Below are 25,333 nucleotides of genomic sequence, written 5' to 3'. Positions count from 1 at the left end.
CCGGGTGAGACGATTGGGACACGAATCTCGCATTGTACGGTAGACCGGACTGGAAGGCACAATCTCGCGGCCGAGGAAAATCGACACGACACCCATTGTTCCCCGAGTTTCCGTACCGCATCGCGATGACGCGACCCAGGACGCCCCACGATCGGGCGCGAAGAAGACATCGTCGTGCGATCGAACGCCATGGCAACTTGCAGGACCAACACCGGAGGCGACCGCGCTCGCCGCTCCAAGGCGACCAGGTCGATCAACACAGCTTATGAATGTTTCGTCATCGGGCCCGATCGTGGCCTCGTGGAGACTGCACGGCCCCCCTCGACCAAGATGAAGCCCGACCACCTGGCGGAGCACACCGCGAGTGCTCCACACCGATCCATGGCGAAGGCTGGCAATCTCGACGCCGAGATTGCTCACTTGTTGAAGCCGTGATGCCGCATGTAACGAGATAAGAGGCCCCCCTCGCCGTCCGAGGGTTCCGCATCGAAGACGTGCTCCCCGGTCCGCACCTAGGCCGGGGGATGAGACCTCCCAGCAGGACAGAGCACCCCCATGGCCCGCACTCCCTGGAACCTCGATCGCATGCCGCGTTGCAAACTCCCGAAGCGTCGCCGCCTGAGCCCGTCGCTGGGGCCGGATTGCTGGGGAAATCGGATGTTCATGGACAGCAACACGAACTCCGCCACGGCCGGTGAGATCGCGCGAGGCGAGACCATCGGCGACGGCACCACAGGACGGATGCACTGGGCGACGTGAGGTGACCCCGACGACCGACGATGTTCCTGGTTGATGCTGAAAATTACCTCAATGAGAACTCTTCTGCGTTGCTGAGGCACCGCACGATCAATCTGAGCGTCGACTCGCATCGGGTGAGGACTTTTGATGGTCCCTCCCGTCCTTTCCTCCCTTCCCCCGGAGTCTGTGGGCCATGTCGTCGGATTCTTGGCTGCGCTTCCTCAAGACCAACTCGCGCCGCACACCGTTAGGAACCGCCCTCCGATGGCGTGCCAGGGGGGGGAAAACTCCGCGTCAAGCCAATCCCAGACTCGAACTCCTCGAGGATCGGGTGGCCCCGACGATCAACGTGATCGCCAGCGCCGGCAATTACGCCCGGGTCGGAGGCGACAGCGGCAACAATACGATCACGGTGAGCCGGGTGGTGAATGTCCCGACCCAGGTCGTGGTTCAAGAGGGGTTGACGCGGTACACATTCGACATCACAGGCAGTAGCTTCACCGCTTCCGTCTACGGCCTAGCCGGCAACGACGCCATCCGGGTCGACGAGACCAACGGGAGCTTCGCCAGTTACTACCAAGCCAGCACGAACACGTACGTCCCACAGATCTCCGTGCAATTCTACGGCGAAGACGGTAACGATACCCTGGTCGGCGGCGGCGGCGGCGACTACCTCTACGGCGGGGCCAACGACGATACCCTGGTCGGCGGCGGCGGCGGCGACTACCTAAACGGCGGGGCCGGCAATGACACATACGACGGCGGCGACGGCTACGACACGCTCCAGGAGAGCCTGAGCGACGAGCCCGGATCGATAACCGGCGGCTTCGTTCTGACCCCCTCCGATATCCGCGTGACCGTCAACTCCGACACCAGGCTAGCCACCTCGGCGCTGAACATCGAGCGGGCGGACTTGTACGGCAACAACGCCGCGAATACCCTCGACGCGTCGACGTTCGCCGGCTACGTCTACATGTCCGCTAATGGCGGAAACGACATACTGAAGGCCGGCAGCGGGGGGAGCAACCTCTACGGCGGGGCCGGCAACGACACATACGACGGCGGCGAGGGCGTCGACACGCTCCAGGAGAACCTGGCCGAAGAGTCCGGAACGCAAACGGGGAACCTTGTCCTGACGGACACCGCCCTTACCGTCACCGTCGGCCTCACCACGACCACGGGCACCGTCCTGAGCATCGAGCAGGCGACGCTGTTGGGCAACAACCTGGCCAACACGATCGATGCCACGGGTTTCTCCGGGATCACTCAGCTCTACGGCCAGAACGGCAACGACACTCTGAGGGGAGGCCCGGGCGATTCCCTGGACGGAGGGGCCGGGATCAACACCGGGTTCCTCCTCGCGACGAGCGGAAACGACACGATCACGGTCGGCTCCTACTACGTGACCATCAACAACCTGACGGGCAATTACTCGAGCATCAACGCACTCACGATCGACGCCGGCAACGGCGTGGACTGGGCCACGATCAGTGGCACGATCCCGAACACCCAGCTCACGTTCCTGAACCTCGAACCCAACGTCCAGCCCGGCGGCGCCGCGACCGTAACCGAGGGCTCCGCCCTGACCCGCGGGGGCTCCTTCAGCGACCCGGGCGCGACGAGTTGGACGGCCACGGTGGACTACGGTGATGGTGCCGGGGCACAGACCCTGGCCCTGGCCGCTGACCAGACCTTTGTCCTCAGTCACGTCTACCCGGACGACGGCGCCCGGACTGTCACCGTCACCGTCACCAACAACAACGGCGTGACGGGGACCGCACAGTTCGCGGTGACGGTCACCAACTTCGCCCCGCGGACACTGCTCACCGGTGCGGACCGGGTGGACGAGGGCAGCACCTATTCCCTGAACCTCGGTCAGGTCATCGACACCGGAACCGACACCGTCACGAAGTACACCGTCCGGTGGGGGGACGGGACGTTGGAGGAGTACGCCCCAGCCGCACTACCGGCCGACCGCATTCTCACCCACGTGTACGCCGACGGGACCCAGTCGCGCACGATCACCATCACCCTGACCGACGAGGACGGCGAGCACGCCGGGGCAGGCGTCAAGACGGTCCTCGTCGCCAACGTCGCCCCGACCCTCACCCCGAGTGGGACGTCGTCAGTGGATGAGGGCTCGGCCTACAGCCTGACGCTCGGGACGATCGTTGATCCAGGGCAAGATACGGTGAACCGCTATCGGATCCACTGGGGTGACGGATCGAGCACCACCGTCGAAGCCACCGACCTGCCGGCCAACCGCACGATTTCTCACGTCTACAACGATGGCCCCGGGACCCGCACCGTAACGGTCGACCTGGTCGACGAGGACGCATTGGTCGTCGGGGCCACCTACGCGTTGGACACCGGCTTCGGCACCGAGGGCGTGGGCCGGACCGACTTCCTCGTCTCCGGATATGAGGAGGGCCGGGGCGTGGCCTCGGCCCACGGGCTCGACGGCAAGGTGGTGGTGCTGGGGACCACCAACCTGGGGTGGAGCTTCGTGCGGTACGCCGCCGACGGCTCGCTCGACACCGGCTTCGGCACCGGCGGCCGGGTGGCCCTCGCCTTCCCCAGCAACTTTAGCTTCTCAGGCAATGGAAGCCTGGCGATCGATGCCGAGGGGCGGATGCTCGTCGCCGGCTACGTCTACGACTACAGCGGCGGGACGACCGGGTATGACTTCGCAGTCGCCCGGTTCGCCGCCGACGGCTCGCTCGACACCGGCTTCGGCACCGGCGGCCGGGTGACCATCGATCTCGGGTACTCGGATGAATTCGGGTACGGCCTGACCACCGACCACACCGGCCGCATCCTCATCACGGGACAAGTGTACAACACGTCCACCTCAAACTACGACCTCGGACTGGCCCGGTTGCTGACCGACGGCTCCCCGGACGCCGACTACGGCACCGGCGGCAAAGTGGTGACCGACTTCGGAGCCCACGAGTACGGCTACCAGGTGGTCGCCGCGCCGGGCGGCGCGGCGGTAGTGCTGGCAAGCACCAGCCTGGGGTTGAGCTTCGTGCGGTATACCGCCGATGGCTCGCTCGACACCGGCTTCGGCACCGGCGGCCGGGTGGCCCTCGCCTTCCCCAGCGGCTTTAGCTTCTCGGGTAACGGCAGCCTGGCGATCGACGCCGAGGGGCGGATGCTCGTCGCCGGCTACGTCTACACCGGCGGGGCGACCGGGTATGACTTCGCAGTCGCCCGGTTCGCCGCCGACGGCTCGCTCGACAACGACTTCGGCACCGGCGGCCGGGCGACCATCGATCTCGGGGCCTCTGATGATCGCGCGTTCGGCCTGACCACCGACCACGCCGGCCGCGTCCTCATCACCGGCCGCAGCTACGACACCGGCAACAATAATTACGATTTGGCGCTCGTCCGCCTGTTGGCCACCTACGCGTTGGACACCGGCTTCGGGACCGAGGGCGTAGTCCGGACCGACTTCATCGCCTCCGGGTCCGAGGAGGGCTGGGGCGTGGCCTCGGCTCACGGGCTCGACGGCAAGGTGGTGGTGCTGGGGACCACCAACCAGGGGTGGAGCTTCGTGCGGTACGCCGCCGATGGCTCACTCGACACCGGCTTCGGCACCGGCGGCCGGGTGGCCCTCGCCTTCCCCAGCGGCTTTGGCTTCTCGGGCAACGGAAGCCTGGTGATCGACGCCGAGGGGCGGATGCTCGTCGCCGGCTACGTCTACACCGGCGGGGCGACCAGGTATGAGTTCGCAGTCGCCCGGTTCGCCGCCGACGGCTCGCTCGACACCGACTTCGGCAACGGCGGCCGGGCGACCGTCAATCTCGGGGCCTCTGATGATCTCGGGTTCGGCCTCACCACCGACCACGCCGGCCGCATCCTCATCACGGGACGTGTGTACAACACGTCCACCTCGAACTACGACCTCGGGCTGGCCCGACTGCTGACCGACGGCTCCCCGGACGCCGACTACGGCACCGGCGGCAAAGTGGTGACCGACTTCGGAAGCTACGAGTACGGCTACCAGGTGGTCGCCGCGCCGGGCGGCGCGGCGGTAGTGCTGGCAGGCACCAGCCTGGGGTGGAGCTTCGTGCGGTATACCGCCGATGGCTCGCTCGATACCGGCTTCGGCACCGGCGGCCGGGTGGCCCTCGCCCTTCCCAACGACTTTGGCTTCTCGGGCAACGGAAGCCTGGCGATCGACGCCGAGGGGCGGATGCTCGTCGCCGGCAACGTCTACAGCGGCGGGGCGACCGGGTATGACTTCGCAGTCGCCCGGTTCGCCGCCGACGGCTCGCTCGACACTGGCTTCGGCACCGGCGGCCGGGTGACCATCGATCTCGGAGCCTATGAAGAATACGGTTACGGACTGACCACTGACCACGCCGGCCGCGTCCTCATCACCGGCCGCAGCTTCAACACCGGCAACAATACTTACGATTTGGCGCTCGCCCGCCTGGTCCCTGTCGTCCAGGAGTCGGTTTTTGAGGCCGCGGGCACGACCACCGTCGAGGTGGCTAACGTGGCCCCAACGGCAACGCTCTCAACCAATAGTCAGATCCAATACGGGACCGAGGCGACCGCCTCCCTCTCCAACCCCCTAGATCCCTCCAGCACCGACACCGCCGCAGGCTTCCGTTACGTTTTCTCGATCGACACCAACACCACAGGATCGGCCACTTATGCCACCAGCGGCATGAGCAGTTCGGTGAATTTCGGAGTTCTCAACGCCGGCACACACACGGTCTATTCCCGCATCATCGACAAGGACGACGGCTTTACGGAATACACGACGACGCTGTTGGTGAACAAGGCCGACGCAGTCATCACCGTCAATGGATACAGCGGCACATATAACGCTCTGGCACATAGCGCCACCGGGTCGGCCACCGGTGTCGGAGGCGTGGACCTCAACTCGGGCCTGAACCTGGGATCGAGCTTCACCGATGCTCCAGGCGGCACGGCTAGCTGGACCTTCAACGGCGGCACAAACTACAACGACCAAAGCGGTGATGTCAGCATCAGCATCGCCAAGGCTAACGCAGTGGTCACCGTCAACGGCTACAGCGGCACATATAACGCACTGGCACACGGTGCCACCGGGTCGGCCACCGGCGTTGGAGGCGTGGACCTCAGCGCGACCCTGAACCTGGGATCGAGCTTCACCGACGCTCCTGGCGGCACGGCCAGCTGGACCTTCAACGGCGGCACAAACTACAACGACCAAAGCGGTGATGTCAGCATCGTCATCGCCAAGGCCGATGCAGTGGTCACCGTCAACGGCTACAGCGAAACATATGACGCGGCATCGCACGGTGCCACCGGGTCGGCCACCGGTGTCGGAGGCGTGGACCTCAACTCGGGCCTGAACCTGGGCTCGAGCTTCACCAACGCTCCTGGCGGTACGGCCAACTGGACCTTCAACGGCGGTACCAACTACAACGATCAAAGCGGTGATGTCAGCATCATCATTGCCAAGGCTGACGCAGTGGTCACCGTCAACGGCTACAGCGGCACATATAACGCACTGGCACACGGTGCCACCGGGTCGGCCACTGGTGTCGGAGGCGTGGACCTCAACTCGGGCCTGAACCTGGGATCGAGCTTCACCGACGCTCCAGGCGGCACGGCTAGCTGGACTTTCACCGGCGGTATCAACTACAACGACCAAAGCGGTGATGTCATCATCATCATCGCCAAGGCCGATGCAGTGGTCACCGTCAATGGACACAACGGCACTTATGACGCTGCAGCGCACGGCGCCACCGGGTCGGCCACCGGTGTCGGAGGCGTGGACCTCAGCACGGGCCTGAACCTGGGATCAAGCTTCACCAACGCTCCCGGTGGAACAGCTAGCTGGACCTTCACCGGAGGCACCAACTACAACGACCAAAGCGGCACCGCGGCCATCGTCATCGCCAAGGCCGATGCCCTGGTCACCGTCAACGGCCACAGCGGCACATATGACGCTCTGGAACACGGCGCCACCGGGTCGGCCACCGGTGTTGGAGGCATGGACCTCAACTCGGGCCTGAACCTGGGATCGAGCTTCACCGACGCTCCAGGCGGCACGGCTAGCTGGACTTTCACCGGCGGTATCAACTACAACGACCAAAGCGGTGATGTCAGCATCGTCATCGCCAAGGCCGATGCCCTGGTCACCGTCAACGGCCACAGCGGCACATATGACGCTCTGGAACACGGCGCCACCGGGTCGGCCACCGGTGTCGGAGGCGTGGACCTCAGCACAGGCCTGTACCTGGGATCAAGCTTCACCAACGCTCCAGGCGGCACGGCTAGCTGGACTTTCACCGGCGGTATCAACTACAACGACCAAAGCGGTGATGTCAGCATCGTCATCGCCAAGGCCGATGCCCTGGTCACCGTCAACGGCCACAGCGGCACATATGACGCTCTGGAACACGGCGCCACCGGGTCGGCCGCCGGTGTCGGAGGCGTGGACCTCAGCGCGACCCTGAACCTGGGATCGAGCTTCACCGATGCTCCAGGCGGCACGGCCAGCTGGACCTTCATCGGCGGTACCAACTACAACGACCAAAGCGGCACTGCGGCCATTGTCATCGCCAAGGCCGACGCAGTGATCACCGTCAACGGCCACAGCGGCACATATGACGCTCTGGAACACAGCGCCACCGGGTCGGCCACCGGTGTCGGAGGCGTCGACCTCACCACGGGCCTGAACCTGGGATCGAGCTTCACCAACGCTCCAGGCGGTACCGCTAGCTGGGCTTTCAACGGCGGTATCAACTACAACGACCAAAGCGGTGATGTCAGCATCGTCATCGCCAAGGCCGATGCAGTGGTCACCGTCAATGGATACGGCGGCACATATGACGCGGCAGCGCACGGCGCCACCGGGTCGGCCGCCGGTGTCGGAGGCGTGGACCTCAGCACGGGCCTGTACCTGGGATCGAGCTTCACCGATGCTCCCGGTGGAACGGCTAGCTGGACCTTCACCGGAGGCACCAACTACAACGACCAAAGCGGCACCGCGGCCATCGTCATCGCCAAGGCCGATGCCCTGGTCACCGTCAATGGACACAACGGCACATATGACGCACTGGCGCACGGCGCCACCGGGTCGGCCACCGGTGTCGGAGGCGTGGACCTCAGCACGGGCCTGTACCTGGGATCGAGCTTCACCGATGCTCCCGGTGGAACGGCTAGCTGGACCTTCACCGGAGGCACCAACTACAACGACCAAAGCGGCACCGCGGCCATCGTCATCGCCAAGGCAAACGCCACGATCGTTGTCACGCCTTACCACGTGACCTACAACGCCGCTGCTCACACGGCCATCGGCTCGGCCACCGGCATCGGCAACGTGGACCTCTCCGCCGGGCTGATGATCGGCGGCACGACCCACACCAATGCCGGCAACTACAACGGCGACATCTGGACCTTCGCTGGTGGCACCAATTACAACGAGGCGAGTGGCACGGTCAGCAACCAGATCGATAAGGCGGTATTGAAGGTCACTGCCGACAGCCTGTCACGTCCTTACGGCCAGGCCAATCCGACACTCTCCGGCACCATCGTGGGGATCCAGAACAACGACGCAATCGTAGCGACATACTCAACCACCGCCACTGCCAACAGCGCAGTCGGCACCTACACGATCACCATCTCCCTCGCCGATCCCGACGGCAAGCTCAGCAACTACGAAGTCCTCACCACCCTCGGCACGCTTACTGTCACACCCCCGCCCAACGAGGTTCCCCGGATCGGGTTACTCACCAACACCTCGCCCAATGGGCGAGTGGCGGAAGGAGAGTTGGTACTCGTTGCAGGACTCTTCAGCGACTCCGACTGGCGCGACAGGCACACGGCCGTCATCAACTGGGGCGATGGCTCCACGACGACCGCAGGCATCCTCGAACTCTTCGGCGTCGGCGCCTTGGCCGGCTCCCACAGCTATGCCAACGGCGGGATCTACACGATCACGGTCAGCCTTTCCGACGACTGGAGTTCGGTCTCCATGTCGACCCAGGCCGTGGTCGCGGGTGCGAGGATCCAGGACAGAGTCCTCTACGTGATCGGCTCCAATGACGACGACAACGTCAACGTCAAACAGCCGACCAGCAATCAGACCCAGGTTCAGGCGAACTTCCTCCGCGGCCAGTCAAAAACATTTTCCCCAACCCTCTACGACTCGATCGTCATCCTCCTGGGCGACGGCGACGACAAGGCGACGATCGCCAGTAACATCGTCAAGCCCGCCGTCATCCGAGGCGAAGACGGAGACGACCAACTCACCGGTGGCGGTGGCAACAACATTCTGCTTGGCGGTGACGGCAACGACATCCTCAAAGGTGGGTTGGCGAGTGATTTCCTGATCGGCGGCGTCGGGGCCGACCAGCTCACGGGCAATGCGGGCGACGACATCCTGATCGGGGGGTTCACCGCTTACGACCTCAATGATGCGGCCTTGGCGGAGATCCTCTCCGAGTGGACCTCGTCTCGCTCCTATGCAACGCGGGTCGCGAATCTGAGAGGTTTGGGCGGCGAACCGCGTAACAATGGCAACAGGTTCCTGTTCACGGACGGGGCGTCGAAGACCGTGTTCGACGATGGCGCGGTGGATGTCCTGGTCGGCTCGGCCGGCCTGGACTGGTTCATCTTCAACCTGGACGGCGACGGCAACAACAAGAAGAAGGACAAGGCCAGCGATCGGACGGGTTTGGAGATCGAAACCGACATCGACCAGGTGAGCTAGCCGCCGGGATTCTCAGGACCGATCAAGGCGAATCGCACGCCCAGGGAAGACACCTACCTGGGCGTGCGATCTTTGCGCTGGCACTGGCAGCTTCGTGGTGCAGTTGGCAAATCACCTGAGGCCGGGGTGACCAGACACTTGACCGGGCAACGGGGCAGTAATCATTCCGCCCCTCGGCAAGATATTTCTCAAGTACCTACGCTCCCGGGCCGATTTTTCAGATTATGCGGATTGCGCCGCGCGCACGATTGCGTTCGGTGTCGACAGGCCGCCACGAGCACGGCCCAGGGAAGTGTGACATGCGCCGAGTCCTAGAACTGGACGCCCTGCGAGGAATTGCCGCCCTCATGGTGGTGAGCCTGCACATGGGCCTGGGGACCGACTATGCGGTGCTCGGCTCGGCCGTGGACATGTTCTTCGTCTTGTCCGGCTATCTGATCACGCGGATCATCCTGAGTCACGAGACCGGCCCTCGCTTTCTGATCCCGTTCTATGCCCGTCGCGTCCTGCGGATCTGGCCGATTTACTATGCCGTGCTCATCGGCTTCGTCGTGGTCAATCCGTTACTGACCTACCGGCAGAGGACGACCGGCCTTCCGTACTATCTGACCTTCACCCAGTTCCTCCCCCGCTATTGGTCGGCGCGACCGCCAGCGTTCAGTATTTACTTCGCACACACCTGGACTCTGGCGGCCGAGGAGCAATTCTATCTGCTCTGGCCCTTGGTCGCCGTGCTCCTGGGCCGCCGTGTCCTCCTCGCGTCGATCCCACTCCTGGTGGGGTCCGCATTCGTGGCCAGGCTCTGGCTTTGGCCCATGCTGTTGGTGACGAACTGGGATGGGTTTGCCTTGGGAGCCCTGCTGGCCTGGATGATGGGCGAACCGGGATCGCCCCGATCGCGTCGGCCGATCGTGGTCTGGAGTTTGGTGATCCTCGGCGCCGGGATGCTCGCCTACCCACTGGCGGCGGGGTCGGTCGAACGACTCGGGGCGGCCTGGACGAGCGACGTGCCGAAACTCGCCTTCTCCCTGAACGCGAGCCGGCTGGGCCTGCTCTATTTCTCCATCGTCGGGCTGGTGATCGCGTTCGCCGGCCACCCCCTCCTCCGTCCCCTCCGCGACCCGAGCCTCTGCTATCTTGGAACAATCAGCTATGGAATCTATCTTTATCACTTGCCTCTTTTTGCCCTGATGTCGCCGTTGCATTTCACAAACCTATGCCATGATCCGATGTGGCTCGACGCCTTGAAACTGGCGACGACCTTCGTTCTGGCCGTTGTCTCGTGGCAGTTCATCGAGAAGCCGATCCTCCGCCTCAAGGACCGATTCCCCTACCCTGTCCCCAGGCTTGGGGAGCCCGAGTCGAACGACCAAACAGACACGCTCCCCCCCCGTCCGCACTGGCTCCCGCAGCCTTGGAGAGACCGAATCAGACCGGGGGTGATGAGACCCTCCAAGAACGACCTCTGACTTCGGCACGATTGTCTGGCGAGAGCGTCGATAAGATCGTGTCCGCTGCTACAGCGGATTTCCCTCGAGTCGCTCAGGTCATCGTGGTTGTCGTCGGGGTCACGGATCCCGGCGAAAACGTTGGTTCAGTCGCGATAATCCGTGGGTAAACCGCTGGAAACACGGGCAGGACTTTTCTGAACTCGCCCTGGGCAACTCACCCCGATCGACACCGACCTTACACTTTCGACAGCAAGAGGCCTGAGATGCAAACCAGGTGGAGCTTCGCGTTGGGAATGGCCCTCGGAGTGCTCGGGACCGTGTTTGCGGCTGGGTATCACGGCGGGCTTGCCATCGCTCGTCAAGAGACGCCATCCAGGTCCGATCGACCTGACAATGAAGAGTTGGCCAAGCTCTACGCGGCCGATCAGGGGGACCGGAAACCCGAGGATGGCCAACCGATCGACGCCGAAGTCATCATCGCCCGGGACAAGCAACGCGAGAATCGCATCAAACAGCTTTATGAGGCAAGTGAGATTCGGACAGGCCAAGACTACTATCGGGCCGCGATGATCTTGCAGCACGCCCGCAATCCCGAGGACTATCTACTGGCTCACGAGTTTTGCCTCGTGGCTCTGGCCAAGGGGGAGCAGAACGCCCGGTGGCTGGCCGCCGCCACCGAGGACCGATTCCTGATGAACATCGGACGTCCCCAACGTTTCGGGACCCAATATCACTCGAACAACAATGAACCGATGAAGCTCTATGTCGTCGGACCGGGAGTCACAGACGGCCTTCGCAGGGAATTGAAAGTGCCGTCGCTTGCCGAGGCCAAGACGCGCGAGGCGGAGATGGGGAGGCTTTTCAAGGTCAAATGAGCCGGCTCGGAACGCGTCGAAGTCGAAAGCCGATGGTCAAAGAGCCCTGGGTTCCTCTGCTGCGGCTTGGCTCCATTTTTCTTCAACGATCCGCCATAGAGCTAAGATTCACCCTCGTTCCCACGGTCCCCCGTGGGAATGCCGTCCCCGACGCTCCGCGTCGTCTGGCCTTCGACAGCCGAGGACGCAGAGCATCCAAGACTTCATTCCCACGGAGGACCGTGGGAACGAGTAGCGAGAGGCTTTCTAAATAGCCCTGTATCGGGTCGTTGTTTTTCTTCGTAACATCGCCGGGACGGCTTGGTCTCGTTGATGAGAGACCAAGCGGCCCCGGGCGTTCAAATCCACTTTCAAGCCGTTTCTAATATCTTCAGAATAAGCCCGAAGATTCAGGCCTGGCCCAGGTCCCAGTAGAAGTCGGCCGTCCAGCGGGCGATACTGGTCCAGCTAAAGAAGTGCTCCACCCGCTCACGGGATCGAATGCCCATTTCTCGAAGTCGGGCGGGATCGTCGAGCAAGCGATTGATCGCGGCTGCAAGCTCGTGGACAAACCGCGCGGGGTCTTTGGGCTCGAAGTCGGTCGGGCCAACCGGCTCGAACGGCACCAGGATCCCGGTTTTCCCAGGGACGACGACCTCCTTGATCCCGCCGACGGCCGACGCCACGACGGGGGTCTCGCAGGCCATCGCCTCGAGGTTGATGATCCCGAACGGTTCGTAGACGGACGGGCAGACGAAGAGGGAGGCGTGCGTGTAGAGCGCGATCACTTCGTCCTTGGGGAGGATTTGCGGGATCCAGACGATGGGATTCAAAGACTCGCGACGCGCTCGCTCGACGGCCTCGTTCATTTCCTGGCCAATTTCCACCGTGTCCGGAGCGCCCGCGCAGAGGACGACCTGGACCCCCGGCCTGATCTCCTTGATCGCATTGACCAGGTGAATGATCCCCTTCTGCCGGGTGATCCGGCCGACGAAGAGCACAAAGGGTTGATCAGGGTTGATGTTGTATCGGGCCAGAACTTCGGGATTGCGCGTCGGCCGGTAGTGATCGAGGTCGATCCCGTTATGGATCACGCGAATCTTATCGAGCGGCACACCGTAGAGTTGATGGACGTCGTTGCGCATCGAGTCGGAGACCGCGATCACGCCGTCGGCATTCTGGTAGGCAGTCTGCTCGACCCACGAACTGGCATTGTACGCCGTCCCCAGTTGCTCGACCTTCCACGGTCGGTGAGGCTCGAGCGAGTGGGTCGTCAAGACCAGCCGGGCCCCCGTCAGTTGCTTGATGAGGCACCCGGCCAGGTGGGTGTACCAGGTGTGGCAGTGGACGACATCCACCCCACCGATCATTCCTGACATCACCAGGTTCTTGAGCATCGTATCCAAGAACTTGTCGTGCTTGGGCTCATACGACGGCACAGGGAACTCAGGATTAATTCCCTGGACGCGCAGGTTTTCATTATCGATCTTCTGATCGCCGAAACAGATGACCTCAACCGAGCCTTGCCCTTTCCCCAGGTGCGTGAGCTCCCGCGTCAGGTACTCAACGTGGACCCCCGCGCCTCCGTAGACATTCGGCGGATACTCATTGGTCAAAATCGCGATCCGCATCCGTCGTTCCTCCGCTCGATCGAGGTCAACTCCCGCCCTTCGAGATTCGGCAAGCTTCATCAACGCACCGAGACCGTCTTCTCATCGCCGAGGTCGAGGGCATTGAAGAGCAGGCCGGCCACGGCTCCACCGAGGAAGTCGGCCACCAGGAAAATCCAGATATTCGCAGGGGCCGAGAGCTTCAACAGCGTCACTCCCACCGCAACGGCCGGATTGAACGCACCACCGGAGATGGATCCGACGGCAAAGGCGCCGGTCATGACCGTGAAGCCGATCGCCAGGCCGTAGTTCGAGTTCCCGGCAGTCCCCTTCGCCGTCGCCGTATTCAGCACAACATAGCAAAGGGCGAAGGTGAAGAGGAATTCCGCCACCAGAGCCGCGGCGACGTTCGGTGTCGAAGGACTGGGAAGCGTGGGGTTCCCTTTGAGGAACAGCACAGTGAACGCGGCCGCCACAGCGCCCAGCACTTGCACGATCATGTAGGCGGGCATCTCGGCCGTCGTGCACTTGCCCCGTAGCCAGACGGCCAAGGTCACGGCCGGGTTGTAGTGACCACCGGAAATGTGGCCGCCAGCGTAGATCATCACCATCAAGGCCGAGCCGATGGCCAGAGGCGCCAAGGCGGCCGCCGCGGAGTCGGGCTTCGCGCCCACGACTGTCTGTCCGACCGTCAAAACCAGGAAGAAGGTGCCAATAAACTCGACGATCAGTTTCCTCGACATCATACGTCCTCCCATGCTACGGACGGAATTGGTCTTTTTTCAGTCTTAAAATTAGGCAACGCACCGGCTGACCGATCGCGTGAGTCTCGTCGGACCGGGCGGAAGCCTCGAAACAAGACAGCCTTAGAAATTCTCAATTCAGGAGCGACCGGCCCGGGTCCCGACAACGACCAGGCATTTCTCATGTCGGGAGTGAGGTCTCGGTTTGATTCAACGCCCCGTGACACGACCCTCTACAGTGCGAAAACTGCCGTCTTTCTTGCGGCAACATCCGCTCTCAAGGTTCGTCAGGTCATTGACCTGATTCGCAAGCCCCAGCGTCACATTCGCCCATGTAAAGCCTTTCGAGAGTTGACCTTTGATTGGGTTCGTTCTCGATCTTGCGCAACACTCGCAGATTGTCTACCAATCCTCCCTGGGTGGCAACCCCCCGCTTACTCCAGGTGCCCGGCTGAAGGGTGCGAACCCGCTCAACACCGATCCAATCAGCATAGGCGACCGGTTTCATGCCAAGCGGCGGGGTCGGGATCAGCGGAAGGTCACGTCGGAAATCCTGACCGGGCCTGTCGGCTTATCCCCAAGTTTGATCGAGAGGACGTTCTGAATGATCGTGACCTTGCCGGGGATCTTGACCCCTCGCCACTGGAGGAAACCGAAACCGAGTCCGCCCGCGGAAAACTGGCCACCCGTCATGATGCCGCTATTCGTGGCGTCGTTCATGACCCGCGGATCATGAGGAAGAGACGAGCCCCGATTGGGACGATGAATGGAGAGCCGGCTGTGTTGCGGCGGCGGAGAGATAATCCGCTGGGCGGACGGGACTCCTGGCACCTGATCGAGCGCCCCACTGTTGAAGGTGATGTTTGAGATCGAGATCGGCCCCGTCTTGCCTCCCACCGTGCTGTCCTCTTGGCTGTCCGCCGACAGGTCCACCGACAGGGTGTTGTGGACCACCGCGACCCGACCGGCCACCTGAACATTTCGCCACTGCAAGCCGAGGTCACCGAAGCCGCCGTCACTGAACTGGTTGTGTGAGAGAATTCCACTATTGTTCGAGGAGTCCCGGATGATGGGGGCAACGGCCAAAGCCCGCGCCGCCGCGGGTGGAGTCGAGGTCTCAGTCCCCTCTCCAAGGGACAAACGCGGGACTCGGCCCGGGAAACGAATGTCCTCTAGCGTCAGGTCGCCCGAATCGGGTCCGAGGTCGTGAATCTTGATCACGTTCTGGATCAGCACCAGTCCACGCGGGGTCACGACGCCGTTCCACTGGAGGAAGACGTCCGTACCGTCCGGGTTGACCACTTGCTGGTTGCGGAGCCATCGGTCATTGGCCTTCCCATTGTCATCGTCCGCTCGCTCGGCGCTGACCCGAACGCTTCCTCCTGAACTTGCGGGAGAAATCACCAGAGTCGGCAGCACCGAAAGCTCGCGACTGGCCCTGGGCGCGATTGGAAGGCCGAACGAGACGTTGGAGACGTTGACCCCAAGCAGATCGGATCCTCGCGATCGCACCGAGAGGGAGTTGTGCACAAGATCAACGCTCTCGCCAACCCGAACATTCAACCACTGGAGCCCGAGGTCGCCAAAGCCGCCCGCGTTGAACTGCCCCGCGCGGATCACACCGCTATTGGTGGCGGCATCCACAAACGGGACCTGATCGCGACTCGCCGTGAGTTCCGGATCGAAGAACGGGTCGAGCGGGTTCGTCGGAGTTGGAAGCTTCCGCCCCAATAGCTGGCCATCACGCCGGACCACTCGGGGGGTCGGCGACAGCATACGGAGCGCCTGCTTGGGCGAAGGCGTCGTGAGAGAAGGGGTGGCGGGGAACTCGAGGTTCTCGACCGTAATCACGCCCTGCCCTGAATTCTCGGGCTCGACGCTCAACGAGTTATGAACCGCATTAACACCATTGCGTACTTTGACGCGACGCCATTGGAGCCCGATATCGCCGAAGCCGCCATCGTTGAACTGCGCCCCGGCGATCCGACCGCTATTGGTCGCGTCATTCACGATCGAGACGCTGTTCTCCAGGGCCGTTCGAGTCTTGGAACCATCGCTCAACGCGGAGGATTTCCTGTCCGAAGTTTCCGTGGCATTCGCAAAAGCTTGCGCAACGGACTTACCTGAGGCCAAATCTTGACCGAAAACCAGGTCGCTGAAGGTGAGCGGCCCGAGTTGATTTTGCCTCGGCCTGATATCGAGCGTATTGGTTGAGGTCGCGACTCGCCCCCCCACGGCCACGTTCGACCACTGGAACCCAAGGTCGCCGAAACCGCCGTCGTTGAACTGAGAGTGGCGGATCCGACCTGTGTTGGTGATCGCGTCGCGACGGTCAGAGTCCCCTGGCGCAAGAGTATCAGCCACCGGAGGCAAAGCGGATTCAACGCCCCCTGGCCCGGCCGGTTGATAAACGATGTCCTCGAGCCCGACATGGACTGGGCCTCGGACACGAACTTTACGCCATTGAAAGCCGATCCGGCCCCGATTTCCGCGCGAGCCAAAGCCACCGTCGTTGAACTGGGAGTTCAGGATGAGGTTCGTGTTAGGCGAAGCCTGGCGCGACTCATCCCCCACGGCGGACGTCGATTCGCTTTTGATCTCCGGAGTGTCGAATCCACGGATCGTGAGTCCTCTGCCCAAGCGGGACTGCTTGAGTTGCATCCCCACGGTGGAGAACCCGCCGCCATTGAACTGGCTGAACCCGATCAGCCCGGAGTTGATGATGGGATCGATTCCGGAAGGCGTGTTCGCAGACACCGAGCGCGTTGACGGGTCTGTCAGATCGATCTTCAGCGGCCCCCCCAGCGCCAGGTCTGAAGCTTGGAGGCCGACGGCCGTCGTGAACCGAGAAGGTTCGTACTGACTGACAATGACTTCTCCGACGTTGCCGGGTAACTCCGGCGCGGAGAGAGCCAGACGAGCCTCGAGGTTTTCCACTCGAAGTCTTCGCTCCTGGCTACGAACTCCCTGGCTCATCGTTCACCTTGACCGTTGGAGCAACTCTACCGAATTTGCCAATGAAGCCGCCTGAAATCCACCGAGGAACGGCCACGATCGGAAACGTTGAGGACTCGATGCCCCCCTCCCGTTGCGATCAGCATTCGGCCGAACGAAGAGGTTCAAAATAGGATCGCCGCTCAAGTTCTCCCGGTGGAGGGCCGTCTGGGAGGGCCCAATGGGCTGGAAGGATTCAACGGTCTCTCGGACACTCCAATCGCGCAAGGGCGCAGGCTGACCTTCGCAACACCGAAAACAATGACCTGTGGCATTGCGGCCAGTTCGGCATTAAGGTCAGTGGACCGGCTTTCCAACGAGGAAGCCGATCACCTGCGATCGCTAAGGTTTAGAGGTCTCGATTATGGTCAAACGATACTGGTTGACAGCCGCTCTCACGGTCTCGGCAGGCCTTGTCGGGGCCTTCCAGGTCGAGGCGAAAGAACCAGAGACGCCGGTCTCTTGGAAAAAGACGGTGATCGAGGGCAAGTTTCGGGCGGAAGGGGTCGCCATCGCCGACGTCAACAAGGACGGCAAGCCCGACGTGCTCATTGGTGACTCCTGGTACGAAGCACCGGCCTGGACCAAGCACGACATTCGCAAGCCCGGCGAGTTTGGGGACGGTCTGCGAAGCTATAGCGAATGCATGACCTGCTGGACCGACGATATCAACGGCGATGGCTGGGCCGACCAGATCGTGGTCGGGTTTCCGGGAAAAGCGGCCTACTGGTACGAGAACCCGAAGGGCAAACCCGGGTACTGGCCGCGACACGAGATCAGCCCGAGCGCCTGCAATGAAACGCCGCTCTACACCGACCTCTTCAAAGACGGCCATCGCGTACTGGTGATGGGCACACAGCCCATGGGCAAGGAAAAAGAAGGCCAAATGGCCTGGTTCACGCCAGGCAGCGACCCGACCCAGCTCTGGGAGAAGCATGCGGTCAGCGAGCCAAGCCGCCCGGACAAGGAAATCCCGGGAACGCAACGTTACTCGCACGGCCTGGGTGTCGGAGACCTGAACGGTGACGGCCGTCAGGATGTGATCTGCACCGCTGGCTGGTGGGAACAGCCCGAGTCCGGCCGCCCGGCCACCACCGCCTGGGCGTTCCACCCCGCCTCACTGGGGGACGCCGTGGCGGACATGATCGCCTACGACGTCAATCACGACGGCAAGGCGGATGTGATCAACAGCTCGGCTCACCGTTACGGAATCGCCTGGTTCGAACAAGGAGCGAAGAAGGAGGGCTCGCCGGTCTTCACCAAGCACGACCTCTTTCCCGACCTCGTGTCAGAGACTCACGCCCTGATCGCCGTGGACATCAACGGTGACGGCCTGAAAGATCTCGTCACCGGGAAGCGGTTCTGGTCGCACGGCAGGAGCGAGCCGGGCTCCGACAAGCCCGCTCACCTCTACTGGTTTGAAGCCAAACGGGGCGCTGATGGCCTGACCAGCTTCACCCCGCGCGAGATCGACGACCAGAGCGGAATCGGCACGCAGTTCGTCGTCGAGGACTTCAACGCCGACGGGCTGCTGGATATCGTCACCGCCAACAAGAAGGGGGTCTTCCTCTTCGAACAGGCCCGCGCTGCGAAGTGACCTCAAGTCAGGGACGAGCCAAGGCGCAGGACCGTGGACGCGGGTAAGGAACAAGCGAAGGCGGCCACGGCTTCCACCCCCGGACGGAAGCCGTGGCTCCTCAAATGCACTCATTCCCTGGGTTCAAATCGGGCTACAGCTACAGACGGAGAGTCGATCTCCAACTGTGACAACAAGGAATCAACATGCGCCATCTCTGTTGGCTCGCGATCGCCCTGATGGGCCTGGCCTCGTCCGTTCAGGCGGACGAGCCGGCCAAACCGTATCAGATTATCACCATCAAGGACGACGGCATCATCGCCACGGGCATCAATGCTCGTGGTGAGGTCGTTGGCTTCGAGTGGCTTGAGGAGAAGGAACGCCCCGGCGTCCTCTATCAAGCGCCCTTTTATGCGAAAGGCAAGCAACTCACCTATCTGCCGCTCCTCGATGGCTACACGGCCACGTTCCCGGCCGCCGTGAGCGACGATGGCCTTGTGGTTGGCCGGGTGGGCAAACCCGCCCCCCCCGGAGTTCGCGTCCACTTTCGAAATCAGGCCTTCGTCTGGGAAGCGGCTCGCGGCATTCAGGGGCTCGGAGCCCTCAAAGAGGACATCGCCTCGTTCGCGTGCGATGTCTCGAGCGACGGTCGGCGCATCAGTGGTTTCAGCGTGGGAGACAACCGGATTCGCGCCTGCGTCTGGGACCGAGACGGCGATCGTTGGCAGGCAACCGCCATGCCCCACGAGACGCGGCTCGGGTCCAACGTCGTCGCCATCAGCGACAACGGGAAATACGTCACAGCCGTCGATGGCGTTGTGCCCTGCCTCTGGTCTCAAAGTCCTTCCGGAGAATGGACACGAGAGGCCATCGGAGAGGCCAGTTCCCTCGTCCCACGCGCCGTCAACAACACCGCCACTGTGGTTGGAGTTCGTTTCACGGGAGATGGCCTGACGCACGCCGTCCGCTGGAACCGCGATGAGGGCGTAAAGCTACTGGAGAAGCCCAAGGGCTATGTGCGCTCCGAAGCCAGCGCCGTGAATAACAACGGGCTCATCGTCGGAATGGTCGACGGCCCGCATGGCTCAAAGATCGGGCCGAACGCATTCGCGTACCAAAACGGCCAATTGCATCTGATCAACGAGGGAGGTCCCTCCTTCACCGCCGCCACCTGCGTCAACGACCGAGGCCAGCTGGCTGGCGTTGTCGAAGCGGAAGAAGAGGACCAGGAGCCGAAGACAGAGGGACTCCCGACAAAGAAACCCGCGCCTTGAAGACCTGCCCGGATTCTCCAAGAAAGAGGGAAATTCCCAACGCCCTCCGGAAAGACGCCCGACCGGCGACCGAGGGATCACCCCATGGGTTGCCTCCCGACATTGTGAGACACACGGCCAACTCCGAATCAATTCGGACAGAAAGCTACCGAAGTAAACCGCAACGGCCGGGCTGGCGCCGACACCAAAAAAACGACCCGCATGATTTCTCTCTCGAAGCGTGATTGCCGGCCCGGTCCTCAACATGATTCGAGGAACGGTCGATCCTAGAAGAAAGGTCTCCTCGCTCGCTGGACAAGGCGGCGAGGATGCGTTAATAATTAAGCTGCACTCACCGCCTTGTATGATCCCGCCTGTGCGAATTTGACGATTTTGCGGCCAAGCCGCCTGTAATACCCCAGCGGGACAAGAATTCGACCCTCCAACCTGCCAGAGCCTCCCCCCCTGATCACCCGCCTGACGCGAATACCCTACACACGTAATCCCCTTGCTGCCGTCAAACCTATGTTTTACAATAAAATAACATCGTGCGACGTGCCATTGCTGAGGCTTTTGTACAGCCTCGATGGCCGATTGAAGGACGCGGGCATCCTACCCCGTTTGCGATTCTTCACGTTGAGAGTGACTCCCATGGCAAGGAAGTCTCTGCCCTAGCGAGAGCGGGCATGGGTCAGGATCGACGTTGCTCCGGAAGTCCGGGGCGAATTCGGACAGGGTTCGTGGTGACGAACCGCGGTTGGGGAGATTCCTCGATGCAGAGGCAGAAACGACGGCGGCAATACGGCTGGATCGGCGTTGGGTTGCTCGGTGTGTTCGCAACTCTGGGCTTCGTGTACCCGACAATGACCAGGGTTGCGAAGCAACGGCAGCGGCCTGTCCTGAATCGGCTGTCGACCGCGACCGTCCGTCGCGCTGATCTCTGGGGAACGGTGACGGCCTCGGGAACGGTCGGCAGTTCGAACCAGACGAACATCGAGTGCGAGCTTCAAAGTCTCTCCGCCGGCGTCCGCGGGATGAGCATGGGAACCAGTGGAGCCTCGACGATCTTATCGGTGGCTCCTGCCGGGACACTCGTCAAGAAAGACCAGGTCCTCTGCGAGCTCGACTCCTCCGCCTATGTGGAATTGGTCCGACAGCAGCAAATGACCGTCGAGCGGGCCCGTGCCGACCATCTTCAGACAAAACTCGACTACGAGGTCGCCGAGATGGCGATCACCCAGTACCGCGAAGGGATTTTGATCCAGACGCAGAAATCGCTGCACGGTCAAATCTCGCTGGCGAAGGCGGATCTGGAGCGAACCGCCGACCGCCTGGCCTGGTCTCGACGCATGCACCAGAAGGGGTATGCTTCGATTGGCCAGGTCTCGAACGATGAGGTCACACTCAGCCGTCAGACGTTCAACCTCGAGCAGTCGCTCCTTGGTCTGAAAATTTATGAACGGTATGAAGTTCCGGGCACACTCCGCCAGCTCGAGAATCGAGTCCTTTCGACCAAGCGAAATTATGATTATCAAACCATCCGCTTGAATCGCCACGTCGACAGCCTGGCCCAATTCGAGCGTCAGGTGGAGCGCTGCACGATCCGGGCCCCTCACGACGGTTTCTTGATCTACGCGAACGACCCCTACCGCAACCTCGTCATCGAAGCCGGGCTCGATGTCCGCCAGAATCAGACCCTGTTCTACTTGCCCGACCTGGCGAATATGGAAGTCAAAGCGCTCCTCCATGAGTCGATCGTCCAGAAGGTTCGAGACGGAATGCGATCCAAGGTCCGGATCGAAGGGCTGCCCAATCATCAACTCGAGGGGCATGTCGTCTCGGTCGCCGCGCTTCCCACGCGAAACTTCTTCAGCGAAGTCACCTACTACGTCGGCCAGATCAAGCTGGACAACGTTCCGCGGGGCCTCTTGCCAGGAATGTCCGCCCAGGTCGAGATTTCGACCGTCCATCGACCCGACGTCTTGACCATCCCTTCCCAGGCCATGACCGTCGAGGACGGCATGGACGTGTGCTACGTCACCGATGGCAACAACGGGCTCGAACGGCGTGAGGTCAAGCTGGGCCAGGCCTCGCACGACCGCCTGGAAGTGACTGAAGGACTCAGCGAAGGCGAGCAGGTGGTCTTGGACCCGTCGAGCATCGACACCGAGGTCATGGCCGAGCTCGGCGCCTCGTCACCGTCCCTGGTCGAACCCGAGCCGACCGAACTCTCCGAAGTCCCCGTGGCGACGGTGACTCACTGAGCCGACCCGAGGCCAGGCCTCGACGCTCCCCCCTTGATCGCACGGGCACCGGACAGTTTGATAAGTCTTGACGCCATCGTTGTCGTCTCGTCTTCCGACCCGCGCGATGGCCTTCGCCGTTTCTCACCCAGGAATCAAACCGATGTCCACCGAGAAACCCAAACCTTACACCGATGAGGAAGTTCAAACAAAGCTCAATGAGCTCGGACTCACCGGGTGGATTCTCGAGGACGGCTGGATCCGACGGAAGTATTCGACCGACGGGTGGCCAACGACCCTGATGCTCGTCAATGCAATCGGCTACCTCTGCGAAGCCGCCTGGCATCACGCCGACTTATCGGTCACCTGGGGAAAGGTGTGGTGCAAGCTGAAAACCCACTCGGCAGGTGGAATCACCGACAAGGACTTCGCCCTGGCGCGGAAGATCGAGGAAGTCGCCCTCTGGCGCCCCGAAGCGGGAAGTCCCCTGGAAGGGACACCCAACAAGTTCGTGCATAGCAAGTAAGCCAGCCACTCCACCAATCGTCGCTCGTCAACCGCTCGAATCAGGTGGAGTCGCCTGGTTTGCGGCCACGGTGGGGGTTGCTGCGCGGGCGGAGGTCACCGGCTTCGATGCCGAGGCCCAAACTGCGACAGGTCTCCCGCAATGTCGCTTCGTCAAAATGGTTTTCGTTGAAACCACGAACCAGGAACCGATAGGCGGAATCGCAGAGAAGTCGGCGGGCTTCAACGAGTTCCCGATGCGGCACCCGCCGCGGTGGAGTGGCGGTCGTGGTCGTTTCGCGCGGATCGTCGAGCAGGTACTCCACCGTTCCGTGGTTGGCGACATAGGTCGTTTGAGCTCGCTTCAATCGCTCAAATCGCTGCGGATAGCCATCGATCACGCCAAGGCAGTGGCGGACCTCACCCATCCAGAATTTCAGATTCGCCATCTGCCCGGCCAGTTGATGACGGTTCACCGTGATGAACCTTGATAACTGGTCGGTCAGGAGTTTCGCCACATCGGCGGAATAAGCCATGAGAAGCTCCAAAGTCTGGGCCGACGTTGACGAACGTGATTTCCGCGTCGAAAGACACGGCCCAGTCATCAGAAGTTCGTGATGTCGGCGTGACCACTCCACGAATCAACAGATTCATCCGCAGAATCGATCAAAATTTTCGGACTTGATTCCTTAACCTCGCAGGCCATCCCAGATCGTGCCCGAGGCTTTCGTCAGTTCAAGCGATGCGACGAGTCCGGCATGACGGCCGCCGGCCAGGCCATCGGCGAGGAGGGCTGCGCCTTGGGCCGCATGTTTGACCCAGGCTCCCGGGAGGGAATGGAGCGGAATCACCGCGCCGAGGGGCTCGAGCGCGGCGAGGGCCAGGGTCGCAAGGTCAGGTCGGTCGGCCGAGGCGCCTGAAAGGTAGATCCGATCGAAGGGAGTGACCGCCTTCAGACCGGCGACGTGTTTGGTCAGCGACTCGCGAAAGGCAGCCGGCCCCTCGGGACCGAGATCGACCAGGCCACCTCGGAAGAGACTGTCCTTGGTGAGCGGAGAGCGCCAGTAGGCGACCTCACCGTCCCAGCAACCGCCGGACCGGACTCCGATCGGCCCGCGGGTTCCCGCCGCGGCGTCGACGAGCCGGCCCCGAGCGACGACCAACACGGCCGAGAACGCTGAGCCAAGCTCGACCACGGCGAAGGTCGACTCGGAGTAGCCCACGCCCCGCTCCATGGAGTCGGCATGAAGTGCCAACGCGGTGACGGCGACTTTATCAGCGGTCCCCAGGTCGATCGTATTGGCCTTGCGATGAGCGGGGATCGAGGGGAGGTGAACGCCTCCCGGCAGAAAAAGGACGGGCAAGCCCGAACCCGCCAGGGCGCGCACCCAGGAGCGAAAGCCGAGGACGCCCGCATCGATTCCCCGTTGATCGGGGCGGACCAGCGACATCTCTTCAAGGTGTCGCTCGGTCAGGTCTTCACCGCGAACCAGCGGGAGCCCGTAGCCTGAAGGACCGGCGATCAGGTCGATCGGCAACCAGGCGCGGAGCAGCGAGACGAGCGCGTCAGGATCGCCTTGGAGTGTCCCCGGACTCAGGCGTTCCTGGCCAACAACCAGACCGTCGGCCAACAAGAGAAGGTCGAGACTGCTCGTGCCGGGATCGGTACCGACGACACGGATCACTCGCTCACCCCAGGGTCGTCCGACCAAGCTCGAAGATCTGTTCGGCGTCAAGGACCTTGTCGTTTGCCGTGAACAATTCCTGGAGTGCTTTCTTGTGGATTTTCATTTTGGTACCACCGACCCCAAGCGCTCCCCAGGCTCGAACACCGCCACGATCGATCCCCTTGTCGGTCGCCGAAACCCCTTCGATCCCCAGCGGGGGGACCGCATTCAGGTCGATGGCCACCTTGAGGCTGGACAGTGTCCGGCGGACCTTCTCCGGAAGGAGAGTCGCCCCCGCGGCCCCCGCGGCAATCACGATCTGAACACCGGCGAGTCCGTTCGCCAGTGAGTCTTCATCCGATGTGGAGAAGGGTGTAAACTGGCCGCCGTTGGCCTGCCCCAACATTTCAACGGTGGCTTGCGCCCGATCGAGCCGCCTCGAACCGAGGGCGACCCTGGCGCCAAGTCGGCCGAGGAGCCGTGACACGCGCTGACCGACCGGTCCCGTGCCGGCCAAAACGGCCGTGGACACGCCATTCAAGGCCCCGCCTGCCCCTTCCAGGGCGGCCAGAACGGCTGCGGCCGCCGTGGTATTGCAACCGTTGGCGTCGAAGAGAACGGAGACCCGGAAATTCGCGAAGAACGTCTTGGTGACCTCTTTGAGGATGGCCTCGCCGACCGCGACGTCCGACCCACCCACGAAGATCGCAGTCCGCTGAAGATCAGCCGGGCCTCGCGTGAACAGGGCTCCATAGACCAGGTCGCGCACGACGTCCGGCCGAACCCCACCATGCCGGAACAGATGTTCCACTCCCGAATCGACCGCCACGACACCGTCGAAGACGCTCGGTTGCGGATCACTATCGAGTTGGATCAGGATGGATGGCTTTGGGGTGGGCATCAGCGTTGACGATCCTCTGTCCCAAGGTACGAGTAAGGCGCCGCTCCCCCGTGTGGCTTGGGGTCGGGGCAAGCGGTGCC

General features: G+C 62.5%; 15 protein-coding genes. 9 read left to right on the top strand and 6 right to left on the bottom strand.

Annotation, left to right across the window (positions count from 1 at the left end; genetic code table 11):
* The first annotated feature begins 189 nt into the window (after positions 1–189).
* From V5E97_RS12465 to V5E97_RS12445, 5 genes are all read left to right on the top strand, one after another.
* The gene (locus V5E97_RS12465; protein WP_406699645.1) at positions 190–435 is read left to right on the top strand and encodes a hypothetical protein; all 246 of its coding nucleotides are present in this window, start codon (positions 190–192) and stop codon (positions 433–435) included.
* Positions 436–555: 120 nt separating this feature from the next.
* Positions 556–759 carry a hypothetical protein gene (locus V5E97_RS12460; RefSeq protein WP_406699644.1) on the top strand — a complete coding sequence of 68 codons (204 nt, stop codon included), beginning with the start codon at positions 556–558 and terminating at the stop codon, positions 757–759.
* Positions 760–931: 172 nt separating this feature from the next.
* The gene (locus V5E97_RS12455) at positions 932–9,457 is read left to right on the top strand and encodes a beta strand repeat-containing protein (protein WP_406699643.1); all 8,526 of its coding nucleotides are present in this window, start codon (positions 932–934) and stop codon (positions 9,455–9,457) included.
* 299 nt (positions 9,458–9,756) lie between these two features.
* On the top strand, positions 9,757–10,926 hold the full coding sequence (locus tag V5E97_RS12450) for an acyltransferase family protein (RefSeq protein WP_406699642.1): 1,170 nt from the start codon (positions 9,757–9,759) through the stop codon (positions 10,924–10,926).
* Between the two features lie 245 nt (positions 10,927–11,171).
* Positions 11,172–11,783, top strand: a complete 612-nt coding sequence (locus V5E97_RS12445) for a hypothetical protein (protein ID WP_406699641.1) — start codon at positions 11,172–11,174, stop codon at positions 11,781–11,783.
* Between the two features lie 389 nt (positions 11,784–12,172).
* Here V5E97_RS12445 and glgA read toward each other — a convergent pair whose 3' ends face one another.
* From glgA to V5E97_RS12430, 3 genes are all read right to left on the bottom strand, one after another.
* Positions 12,173–13,393, bottom strand: a complete 1,221-nt coding sequence (glgA, locus tag V5E97_RS12440) for a glycogen synthase (RefSeq protein ID WP_406699640.1) — start codon at positions 13,391–13,393, stop codon at positions 12,173–12,175.
* Between the two features lie 59 nt (positions 13,394–13,452).
* On the bottom strand, positions 13,453–14,115 hold the full coding sequence (locus V5E97_RS12435; RefSeq protein WP_406701152.1) for an MIP/aquaporin family protein: 663 nt from the start codon (positions 14,113–14,115) through the stop codon (positions 13,453–13,455).
* Positions 14,116–14,643: 528 nt separating this feature from the next.
* The gene (locus V5E97_RS12430; protein ID WP_406699639.1) at positions 14,644–17,052 is read right to left on the bottom strand and encodes a hypothetical protein; all 2,409 of its coding nucleotides are present in this window, start codon (positions 17,050–17,052) and stop codon (positions 14,644–14,646) included.
* Between the two features lie 421 nt (positions 17,053–17,473).
* Between V5E97_RS12430 and V5E97_RS12425 the strand changes: the two genes are divergently transcribed.
* From V5E97_RS12425 to V5E97_RS12410, 4 genes are all read left to right on the top strand, one after another.
* Positions 17,474–18,706, top strand: coding sequence for an FG-GAP repeat domain-containing protein (locus V5E97_RS12425; protein WP_406699638.1), 1,233 nt, complete (start codon positions 17,474–17,476; stop codon positions 18,704–18,706).
* A gap of 185 nt (positions 18,707–18,891) precedes the next feature.
* Entirely contained in the window at positions 18,892–19,959 is a 1,068-nt protein-coding gene (locus V5E97_RS12420) for an HAF repeat-containing protein (RefSeq protein ID WP_406699637.1), read from the top strand.
* 752 nt (positions 19,960–20,711) lie between these two features.
* Positions 20,712–22,202, top strand: coding sequence for an efflux RND transporter periplasmic adaptor subunit (locus V5E97_RS12415; protein WP_406699636.1), 1,491 nt, complete (start codon positions 20,712–20,714; stop codon positions 22,200–22,202).
* Positions 22,203–22,344: 142 nt separating this feature from the next.
* Positions 22,345–22,707, top strand: coding sequence for a 4a-hydroxytetrahydrobiopterin dehydratase (locus V5E97_RS12410; protein ID WP_406699635.1), 363 nt, complete (start codon positions 22,345–22,347; stop codon positions 22,705–22,707).
* Between the two features lie 40 nt (positions 22,708–22,747).
* Here V5E97_RS12410 and V5E97_RS12405 read toward each other — a convergent pair whose 3' ends face one another.
* The 3 genes from V5E97_RS12405 to V5E97_RS12395 form a co-directional block, all read right to left on the bottom strand.
* A complete protein-coding gene (locus V5E97_RS12405; protein ID WP_406699634.1) occupies positions 22,748–23,221 on the bottom strand; it encodes a hypothetical protein in 474 nt (157 codons plus the stop codon).
* A gap of 153 nt (positions 23,222–23,374) precedes the next feature.
* On the bottom strand, positions 23,375–24,397 hold the full coding sequence (locus V5E97_RS12400) for a DUF1464 family protein (RefSeq protein WP_406699633.1): 1,023 nt from the start codon (positions 24,395–24,397) through the stop codon (positions 23,375–23,377).
* Positions 24,375–25,253 (bottom strand): NAD(P)-dependent methylenetetrahydromethanopterin dehydrogenase, encoded by an 879-nt coding sequence (locus V5E97_RS12395; protein ID WP_406699632.1) that lies wholly within the window; start codon positions 25,251–25,253, stop codon positions 24,375–24,377. Before V5E97_RS12395 ends, V5E97_RS12400 begins: the two co-directional genes overlap by 23 nt.
* Positions 25,254–25,333 lie beyond the last annotated feature (80 nt).

This window comes from Singulisphaera photorubra, assembly GCF_045290345.1.
Lineage (GTDB): Bacteria > Planctomycetota > Planctomycetia > Isosphaerales > Isosphaeraceae > Singulisphaera.
The sequence above is the reverse complement of the archived record's forward strand: the minus strand, read 5'-3'. Positions and strand labels throughout refer to the sequence as shown.

Excerpts from the sequence above, each read along its gene's own strand:
- V5E97_RS12465 (WP_406699645.1), top strand. The coding sequence starts at position 190 with ATGGCAACTTGCAGGACCAACACCGGAGGCGACCGCGCTCGCCGCTCC.
- V5E97_RS12435 (WP_406701152.1), bottom strand. The coding sequence starts at position 14,115 with ATGTCGAGGAAACTGATCGTCGAGTTTATTGGCACCTTCTTCCTGGTT.
- V5E97_RS12425 (WP_406699638.1), top strand. The coding sequence starts at position 17,474 with ATGGTCAAACGATACTGGTTGACAGCCGCTCTCACGGTCTCGGCAGGC.
- V5E97_RS12450 (WP_406699642.1), top strand. The coding sequence starts at position 9,757 with ATGCGCCGAGTCCTAGAACTGGACGCCCTGCGAGGAATTGCCGCCCTC.
- V5E97_RS12405 (WP_406699634.1), bottom strand. The coding sequence starts at position 23,221 with ATGGCTTATTCCGCCGATGTGGCGAAACTCCTGACCGACCAGTTATCA.
- V5E97_RS12410 (WP_406699635.1), top strand. The coding sequence starts at position 22,345 with ATGTCCACCGAGAAACCCAAACCTTACACCGATGAGGAAGTTCAAACA.
- V5E97_RS12395 (WP_406699632.1), bottom strand. The coding sequence starts at position 25,253 with ATGCCCACCCCAAAGCCATCCATCCTGATCCAACTCGATAGTGATCCG.
- V5E97_RS12445 (WP_406699641.1), top strand. The coding sequence starts at position 11,172 with ATGCAAACCAGGTGGAGCTTCGCGTTGGGAATGGCCCTCGGAGTGCTC.
- glgA (WP_406699640.1), bottom strand. The coding sequence starts at position 13,393 with ATGCGGATCGCGATTTTGACCAATGAGTATCCGCCGAATGTCTACGGA.
- V5E97_RS12460 (WP_406699644.1), top strand. The coding sequence starts at position 556 with ATGGCCCGCACTCCCTGGAACCTCGATCGCATGCCGCGTTGCAAACTC.
- V5E97_RS12420 (WP_406699637.1), top strand. The coding sequence starts at position 18,892 with ATGCGCCATCTCTGTTGGCTCGCGATCGCCCTGATGGGCCTGGCCTCG.
- V5E97_RS12455 (WP_406699643.1), top strand. The coding sequence starts at position 932 with ATGTCGTCGGATTCTTGGCTGCGCTTCCTCAAGACCAACTCGCGCCGC.
- V5E97_RS12415 (WP_406699636.1), top strand. The coding sequence starts at position 20,712 with ATGCAGAGGCAGAAACGACGGCGGCAATACGGCTGGATCGGCGTTGGG.